This window comes from Marivivens sp. LCG002 (genome assembly GCF_030264275.1).
Classification (GTDB): Bacteria; Pseudomonadota; Alphaproteobacteria; order Rhodobacterales; family Rhodobacteraceae; genus Marivivens.
In genome coordinates this window covers 1,223,862-1,231,790 of sequence record NZ_CP127165.1, presented here as the reverse complement: position 1 = coordinate 1,231,790, position 7,929 = coordinate 1,223,862, and the positions used below count along the sequence as shown (strand labels likewise).

Genomic DNA, 7,929 nt, shown 5'->3' with positions numbered 1-7,929 from the left:
CTCTCGGACGATCTTCGAAACAATCGCCGCAGATGCGCTCAAATGTTGGCGAAATGGGGTGTAAACGTGGCGCAGCTCGTCCGGTTTTGGACATAATTCGGAGCGTTTTGAGCCCGAGTCACGAATCGCGATCCCGATTTCGAGCATTGGTGAAAGAAGGGCTGAAACGGGGCCGCGCGCCCCAAAACAAAACGGGGCCCGCGCGACGCGAACCCCGTTTTTGTTGTGGTGCCGGTGGGGAGACTCGAACTCCCACGAGGGGTTACCTCGGCGGATTTTGAATCCGCTGCGTCTACCATTCCGCCACACCGGCACTTGCCCTTCCACTACCGCTCTCGGTTTCCAACGTCAACGGGCATTCAAAACTTATAAGCGATTGACCGAAAACGTATCGCAGCTCGCAAGCTCGCCGCTGTTGAAACCTGTCTGGAACCAACGTTGCCGTTGATCCGAAGTGCCGTGGGTAAAGCTGTCGGGGCGGACCACCTGCCCCGCACCGCGTTGCAGGGCATCGTCTCCAATTTGCCCGGCCGCATTCATTGCCTCGGCAATATCGCCGCGTTCAAGCGTGCCGAGATCGTCTTGGGCCGCTCTGGCCCATATCCCCGAGAAACAGTCGGCCTGAAGCTCGATCCGCACGGAAATCTCGTTCGATCGGGTCTGATCGACCTGAGCGCGGATACGGTTGGCATCCCCCAAAATCCCGAGCTGATCCTGAACCGAATGGGCGACCTCATGCGCGACCACATAGGCAGCGGCAAAGTCACCTTTTGCACCCAGTCGCCCCGAAAGCGTGACAAAGAAATCCGTGTCGAGATAGATCATCTTGTCGGCAGGGCAGTAGAACGGCCCCGTGGCCGCATTGGCCGCGCCACAGGCCGAGCCCGTCGCCCCCGAAAACAGAACGAGACGCGGCGGATCATAGGCTCCGTCGACCTGCTGCTCGAAAATGCGGGTCCAGACGAGTTCGGTATCGGCAAGGGCCACCGTCACGAACTCGGCCCGTTCTTGATCGGCGGCGCTCAGCTCGCCTTGGGTCTTGGGGGCCTGCAGCGACCCTTCGAGCAAGGGTGTGACATCCACCCCCAGAAAATAGCCGATAATCACCACGGCAACGATCCCGAGGCCACTCATTCCACCAACCGAAGTTGCTCCAGACCGCCGCCGGTCGATCACATTGCGGCTCTTGCGCCGACCACGCCACTTCATCCCGAGTTCTCCGTTCACGATTTTTTGCAATTATGAGATGCATGCTGCCGTGCATTTCGCCTTCAAGCAAGGTTGACGTGAACCCGAAGCCGTGGCCTAAGCAGTCGCAAAACGCAGAAAAGAGCACAAATGATCCGTCCTCTCTATAACTGGACCATGTCCCTTGCCGAAAGCCGCTATGCCCTCTGGGCGCTTGCCGCCGTCGCCTTTGTCGAGTCGTCCTTCTTTCCGATCCCGCCCGACGTGCTTTTGATCCCGATGATCATCGCCGCGCCGCGCAAGGCGTTCCTCTTTGCCGCCATCGCGACAGCGGCTTCGGTCTTGGGCGGGCTCTTCGGCTATTTCATCGGCTATGCGCTCTTTGATACCATCGGCCAGTCGATCCTCGAATTCTACGGCAAGGCCGCCTACTTCGAAGAGTTCCGCACCCGCTACAATGAATGGGGCGCTTGGGCGGTGCTGATCGCGGGCGTCACGCCCTTCCCGTTCAAGGTGATCACGATCGCCTCGGGCGTCACCGCACTCAATCTGCCTGTCTTTATCGTGGCATCCATCGTCGCGCGGGCATTGCGCTTTTTCCTTGTCGCGGCGCTTCTTTACCGTTTCGGCGCGCCGATCCGCGACTTTATCGAGCGCCGCCTCGGCCTTGTTTTCATTGCCTTTTGCGTCATTCTCTTGGGCGGCTTCTATCTGGTGAAATTCCTATGACACGCACCAAACTCATTCTTCTGGCCGCAGGCGGCTCTATGGCGCTCCTCGGCGGGGCGTTCCTCTTCCAACTTGCCGGTTATCCGCCTTGTGCCATGTGCATCTGGCAGCGTTGGCCCCATGCAATTGCCATCGTGATCGGCGCCATTGCACTTGCCTATCAGCACCGCATTATGGCGTGGCTCGGTGCTCTTGCGGCCTTTACTACGGGCGGCATCGGCATCTATCACACAGGCGTCGAGCGCGACTGGTGGGAAGGCCCGACAAGCTGCACGAGCGCAGGAAGCGGGATCAGCGGTCTCGGCGCGGGCGATCTGCTCTCGACCGAAGGCCCCAAGTTGATCCTCTGCGACGTCGTCAGTTGGGAGCTCTTCGGCATATCCATGGCGAGCTGGAACGCGATTTTCTCGATCGCACTCGGACTTCTCTGGGTCGCAGCGGCGCGCAAACGCGCCTAACGCCGCCCCCCACGTCTGGTCGAGAGCAGGAGATTGGTCTCGCTGCTCTTGATCCCTTCGATCCGCCGGATCGCGAACAGCACCTGATCGAATTCTTCGAGCGTCTTGGTGCCGATTTCAACGATCAAATCCCAAGTGCCGTTGGTGGTGTGAACGCTTGTCACCTCGGCCAGCCCCGTGATCCGCGTGATGATCCGCTCGATTCCGCGCCCTTCGATCCCGAGCATCATCAGCCCGCGGACGGGCGAGACCACAAGATCACCTTTGGTCAGAACCGTGTAACCCGCGATTTGCCCCGCGTGTTCGAGCCGCGCAATCCGCGCCCGCACCGTCGTGCGCGTCACCCCTAGACGTGCGGCAAGCTCCGAAAGACTGGCACGCCCGTTGCGTTTGAGCGCGGCGATCAGGTCATTATCCAGTTCATCCATCCATGCTGTCCATTTTGATCAATGATGGCTCATTTTGCACATTTTGGTCGCTTAATCCATTCGTATTTCGCGCGCATCTTGGAGGCATGACACAGAACATCTTTCTCATCGGCGCACCTGTAGACAGCGGCAAACGCACGCGCGGTTGTCTTATGGGACCTGACGCCTTTCGCACCGCGGGCCTTGCCGAGGCTCTGGGGACCCTTGGCCATACGGTTACCGATCTGGGCAATATCGCGCCCGACGACGTGCCCCCGATGACACACGCGAACCCTGCGGTTTACCGCATTGCGGAAACGGTGGGCTGGACCACTGCGCTGGCGCGGGCCGCAATTGACACCGCCCCCAAGGGTCTGCCGATCTTTCTGGGCGGGGATCATGCCTTGGCCTTGGGCACGGTTTCGGGCATGGCAGCCCATGCGCATTCCGTCGGCAGACCGCTTTTCGTGCTCTGGCTTGATGCGCACAGCGATTATCACACCCCCCTGACGAGCGAGACGGGCAATCTTCACGGCACGCCTCTGGGCTATGTCACGGGACGCGAAGGCTTTGACGCCTTCCCGCCCCTTGTGGCCCCTGTGCCGACCGAGAACCTCTGTCTGATCGGGCTTCGCTCGGTCGACGCAGAAGAGCGCAGCGCCCTGAGCCGAACAGACGCCGATCTGGTGGATATGCGCCGCATCGACGAGGTCGGGATCAGTGCACCCCTGACCGCGTTTCTCGAGCGCGTCGCGGCGGCGGACGGGCTTTTGCATGTCTCTCTCGATGTGGACTTTCTCGACCCTTCGGTTGCCCCCGCCGTCGGCACCACCGTTCCGGGCGGAGCCACGGTGCGCGAGGCGCATCTCGCCATGGAGCTGCTCTGCGACAGCGGTCTCGTGACCTCGCTTGATCTGGTCGAGCTGAATCCTTTTCTGGACGAGCGCGGCCGCACGGCAAGTCTTATGGTCGACCTTGCCGCTTCGCTCCTTGGGCGGCGCGTCTTCGACAGACCGACGCGGAGCTACGCATGACAGCCCCGTCACAGCGCGCGCTCGTGCCATTCGTGTCGGTAGAGCACATGATGCGGCTCATCCATCACATCGGACTAGAGCCGTTTCTTGTCGATCTTGCCGCGCAGATCGAAGCCGATTTCGAACGGTGGGAGAGCTTTGACAAAACCCCGCGCGTGGCCTCCCATTCGAAAATCGGCGTCATCGAACTCATGCCGACCTCGGACGGAGAGCTTTACGGCTTCAAATATGTCAACGGACATCCGTCGAACGCCAAACACGGGCTTCAGACGGTGACAGCCTTCGGGCTTTTGGCGGATGTGGCGACGGGCTATCCTGTGCTCTTGACTGAAATGACCCTTTTGACGGCGTTGCGCACAGCGGCGACCTCGGCCATGGCGGCAAAGCATCTTGCGCCCAAAAACGCGCGCACCATGGCCATGATCGGCAACGGCGCACAGGCGGAATTCCAATGCATCGCCTTCAAAGCGATCTGCGGGATAGAGGCAGTCAGTCTCTATGACATCGACCCGAAGGCCAGCCGCAAATGCGCCGAAAATCTACAATCATCGGGCTTGGAAGTCACACTCTGCGGCTCGGCGCAAGACGCGCTCTTGGGCGCCGACATCGTCACCACCTGCACCGCAGACAAGCAATATGCCACGATCCTGACCGATAACATGGTCGGAAGCGGCGTCCATATCAACGCGATCGGTGGCGATTGCCCCGGCAAGACCGAGCTTCACCCCGATATCCTTCGCCGAAGCGCGATCTTTGTCGAATATCCCGAACAAACCCGCATCGAAGGCGAAATCCAGCAGCTTGCCCCCGATCATCCGGTCACCGAGCTTTGGAAGGTCATCAGCAAAGCCGAGCCGGGCCGAACGTCGAGCGACCAGATCACACTGTTCGACAGTGTCGGCTTTGCAGTCGAAGATTTCAGTGCGCTTCGGATGATCAAAAGGTGCCTGAGTGGCACCGACTTTTATATCGAGCTCGATCTTCTGGCCGATCCCGACGAGCCGAAAGATCTCTTTGGAATGTTCGCCCGTGCGCGACCCGAATAGCTCGGATCATCGCCCCTTGCGGCGCAGAGTTCCGATGTTCTGGAACCACACCAAAAAGAGGAAATAAGGCAAATCTTTCCAGTGGGTTAACACAAATATACAAATAGCCTTGTGCAATCCGTCCCTCTGGCATTGCACCCTATATGATGGCTCTGTTATAGTCAGCCAAACAACATATAGAAGCCCTTCGGCAGACAGGCGAAAAACGTGAACGATACCCCGGAAACCCCTGAAAACGAAGAAGAAACTGCGCCTTCGCGTCCGGTTTACTCTGGTCCCACCGTTTCGATCATCGACGAGATGAAGACCTCCTATCTCGATTACGCCATGAGCGTGATCGTGTCCCGCGCGATCCCCGATCTGCGCGACGGGTTGAAACCGGTGCACCGCCGCATCCTCTATGCGATGCACGAAGTGGGCAACACGCACGACAAGCCCTATCGCAAATCAGCGCGTCCTGTTGGCGATGTGATGGGTAAATACCACCCGCACGGCGACTCTGCGATCTATGACGCTCTTGCCCGTATGGCGCAGGACTTTTCGATGTCGCTGCCGCTCCTTGATGGTCAGGGCAACTTCGGCTCGATGGACGGCGATAGCCCTGCCGCGATGCGCTATACCGAAGTGCGCATGGACAAACCCGCAGCCTATATCCTTGCCGATATCGACAAGGACACCGTGGATTTCGTCGACAACTATGACGGCAAAGACAAGGAACCGAGCGTTCTGCCCGCCCGCTTCCCCAACATGCTCGTCAATGGTGCGGGCGGTATCGCCGTGGGTATGGCGACCAACATTCCGCCCCACAACCTTGGGGAAGTGGTCGATGCGACCCTTGCTCTGATCGACAATCCCGATCTGTCGATCGAAGAGCTGATCCAATATGTGCCCGGCCCCGACTTTCCGACGGGCGGTCTCATGCTCGGCCGCTCGGGCGCGCGCAAAGCCTATCTCGAAGGGCGCGGCTCGGTGATCATCAGGGCCAAGACCCACACCGAGGAAATCCGCAAGGACCGCTTTGCCATCGTCATCGACGAGATCCCCTATCAGGTGAACAAATCGGCGATGATCGACAAGATCGCCGAAGCCGCGCGCGACAAGCGGATCGAAGGCATCGCCCATGTGCAGGACGAATCCGACCGCAATGGCGTGCGCGTGGTGGTCGAGCTCAAGCGCGACGCGACCGCCGAAGTCGTGCTCAACCAGCTTTTCCGTTACACCCCGATGCAGACCTCCTTCGGCTGTAACATGCTGGCTCTGAACGGCGGCCGTCCTGAAACCCTCACGCTTTACGGGTTCCTTTCGGCCTTTATCAGCTTCCGCGAAGAGGTTGTGGCCCGCCGCACCGCCTATGAACTTCGCAAGGCCCGCGAACGCAGCCACATCCTGTGTGGTCTTGCCGTGGCTGTGACCAACGTTGACGAGGTCGTGGCAACGATCCGCGCCTCTGCCGATGCAGCCGATGCCCGCGACAAGCTCATGACCCGCCGTTGGCCCGCCGAAAGCATCGTCGAATATCTCAAGCTGATCGACGACCCGCTCCACCCTGTGAACGAGGACGGCACCTATAACCTCTCCGAGGCACAGGCGCGCGCGATCCTCGAACTGCGTCTTCAGCGTCTGACCCAGATCGGTGTCAAAGAAGTCACCGACGAGCTTCAGGAATTGGCGGGCAAGATCAAGGAATACCTTGAAATCCTGTCGAGCCGCGAGCGCATCATGGGCATCATCTCGGACGAGCTGCGTGAAGTGCGCGAGCTTTTCGCCGTGCCGCGCCGCACCGAGATCGTGGATTGGGCCGGTGACCTCGAAGACGAAGACCTCATCGAGCGCGAAGACATGGTCGTGACCGTCACCTCGGGCGGCTATATCAAGCGCACCGCTCTGGCCGAATTCCGCAGCCAGAAACGCGGCGGCAAAGGTCTTTCGGGGATGCAGACCAAGGAAGAGGACGTCGTCACGACGCTCTTTGTGGCCAACACGCATACCCAGCTTTTGTTCTTTACGACCGACGGGATGGCCTACAAGCTCAAGACTTGGCGTCTTCCGCTCGGCGGGCGCACGGCCAAAGGCAAGGCGATCATCAACATCCTGCCGATCCCGCAGGGCGTTTCGATTGCCGCGATCATGCCCGTCGACCGTCCGGACGAGGAATGGGACGATCTCCAGATCGTCTTTGCGACCTCGGATGGTGACGTGCGCCGCAACCGCCTTTCAGACTTCACGAATGTCATGCGCAACGGCAAAATCGCCATGAAGCTGCCCGAAGGGGTCGAGCTGGTGAATGCGCGCATCTGTTCGGAAGACGACGATGTGATGCTCGTGACCAACTCGGGCCGTGCGATCCGCTTCCAGTCCACAGATGTGCGCGTCTTCAACAGCCGCGCCTCGACGGGTGTGCGCGGTATTCGTCTCAATGGCAACGACAAGGTCGTGTCCATGTCGGTCATCCGCCACTTCGAAGCCGATCCGCAGGAACGCGCCGCCTATCTCAAGATGCGCCGCGCTATGGCGGGTGTGACCGAGGACGACGCCACCGACGAGGATGACGCTCCCGCAGGCGAGCTTTCGCCCGAGCGTTATGCCGAAATGTCGGCGGCGGAAAACCTGATCCTGACGATCACCGAAAAGGGTCTGGGCAAGCTCACCTCGTCGCATGACTATCCGATCCGCGGACGCGGCGGCATGGGCGTGACCGCCTTTGAAAAGACCATGCGCGGCGGGGATATCGTGTCCTGCTTCCCTGTCGATCTTGAGAACCAGATCATGCTTGTCACTTCGACGGGTCAGTCGATCCGCGTTCCCGTCGAGGGTATCAGCTTCCGCTCGCGCTCGGCGGGCGGGGTCAAGGTCTTCAACACCGCGAACGGTGAAATCGTTGTGTCGGTCGCCCGCGTCGAAGAACAGGCCGAAGACGGCGAAGAGCCAGTTGCGGAATAACGACAGAGACAAACCTTTTGATCAAGGCCGCCGTCAGGCGGCCTTTTCTTTTGTCGGGCCACCGAAATTGGATGTGCGTAAATCCATGGCTGATGTTCGATTTTAGCGAATTCGCGACCGTCCTTTT

The 7,929-nt window shown here is 59.9% G+C and carries 7 protein-coding genes and 1 tRNA gene; 5 read left to right on the top strand and 3 right to left on the bottom strand.

The window, feature by feature from the left end; translation table 11 throughout:
• Positions 1-226: 226 nt before the first annotated feature.
• Together QQG91_RS06195 and ypfJ are read right to left on the bottom strand one after the other, a co-directional pair.
• Positions 227-313 (bottom strand) — tRNA-Leu (locus QQG91_RS06195).
• A 53-nt stretch (positions 314-366) separates the two neighbouring features.
• Complete coding sequence (gene ypfJ / locus QQG91_RS06190) at positions 367-1,209, bottom strand: KPN_02809 family neutral zinc metallopeptidase (RefSeq protein WP_285772322.1); 843 nt, start codon at positions 1,207-1,209, stop codon at positions 367-369.
• A gap of 129 nt (positions 1,210-1,338) precedes the next feature.
• On the opposite strand from ypfJ, the gene QQG91_RS06185 reads away from it, so the two are divergent.
• Positions 1,339-1,917 (top strand): YqaA family protein, encoded by a 579-nt coding sequence (locus QQG91_RS06185; protein ID WP_285772098.1) that lies wholly within the window; start codon positions 1,339-1,341, stop codon positions 1,915-1,917.
• Entirely contained in the window at positions 1,914-2,375 is a 462-nt protein-coding gene (locus QQG91_RS06180; RefSeq protein WP_285772097.1) for a disulfide bond formation protein B, read from the top strand. The genes QQG91_RS06185 and QQG91_RS06180 overlap by 4 nt, the downstream gene beginning before the upstream one ends.
• On the opposite strand, the gene QQG91_RS06175 is transcribed toward QQG91_RS06180, so the two are convergent.
• Positions 2,372-2,803 (bottom strand): Lrp/AsnC family transcriptional regulator, encoded by a 432-nt coding sequence (locus QQG91_RS06175; protein WP_285772096.1) that lies wholly within the window; start codon positions 2,801-2,803, stop codon positions 2,372-2,374. The genes QQG91_RS06180 and QQG91_RS06175 overlap by 4 nt on opposite strands.
• 86 nt (positions 2,804-2,889) lie before the next feature.
• Between QQG91_RS06175 and rocF the strand changes: the two genes are divergently transcribed.
• The 3 genes from rocF to gyrA all read left to right on the top strand — a co-directional run bounded on the left by rocF (position 2,890) and on the right by gyrA (position 7,802).
• Complete coding sequence (rocF, locus tag QQG91_RS06170) at positions 2,890-3,816, top strand: arginase (protein WP_285772095.1); 927 nt, start codon at positions 2,890-2,892, stop codon at positions 3,814-3,816.
• Positions 3,813-4,862 carry an ornithine cyclodeaminase gene (gene ocd, locus QQG91_RS06165; RefSeq protein WP_285772094.1) on the top strand — a complete coding sequence of 350 codons (1,050 nt, stop codon included), beginning with the start codon at positions 3,813-3,815 and terminating at the stop codon, positions 4,860-4,862. Before rocF ends, ocd begins: the two co-directional genes overlap by 4 nt.
• A 207-nt stretch (positions 4,863-5,069) precedes the next feature.
• Positions 5,070-7,802: a DNA gyrase subunit A gene (gene gyrA, locus QQG91_RS06160; protein WP_285772093.1), complete on the top strand. Its 2,733-nt coding sequence runs from the start codon at positions 5,070-5,072 to the stop codon at positions 7,800-7,802.
• Positions 7,803-7,929 lie beyond the last annotated feature (127 nt).

Coding starts and splice junctions, on each gene's coding strand:
- QQG91_RS06185 (WP_285772098.1), top strand. CDS start 1,339: ATGATCCGTCCTCTCTATAACTGGACCATGTCCCTTGCCGAAAGCCGC.
- ypfJ (WP_285772322.1), bottom strand. CDS start 1,209: ATGAAGTGGCGTGGTCGGCGCAAGAGCCGCAATGTGATCGACCGGCGG.
- QQG91_RS06175 (WP_285772096.1), bottom strand. CDS start 2,803: ATGGATGAACTGGATAATGACCTGATCGCCGCGCTCAAACGCAACGGG.
- QQG91_RS06180 (WP_285772097.1), top strand. CDS start 1,914: ATGACACGCACCAAACTCATTCTTCTGGCCGCAGGCGGCTCTATGGCG.
- rocF (WP_285772095.1), top strand. CDS start 2,890: ATGACACAGAACATCTTTCTCATCGGCGCACCTGTAGACAGCGGCAAA.
- ocd (WP_285772094.1), top strand. CDS start 3,813: ATGACAGCCCCGTCACAGCGCGCGCTCGTGCCATTCGTGTCGGTAGAG.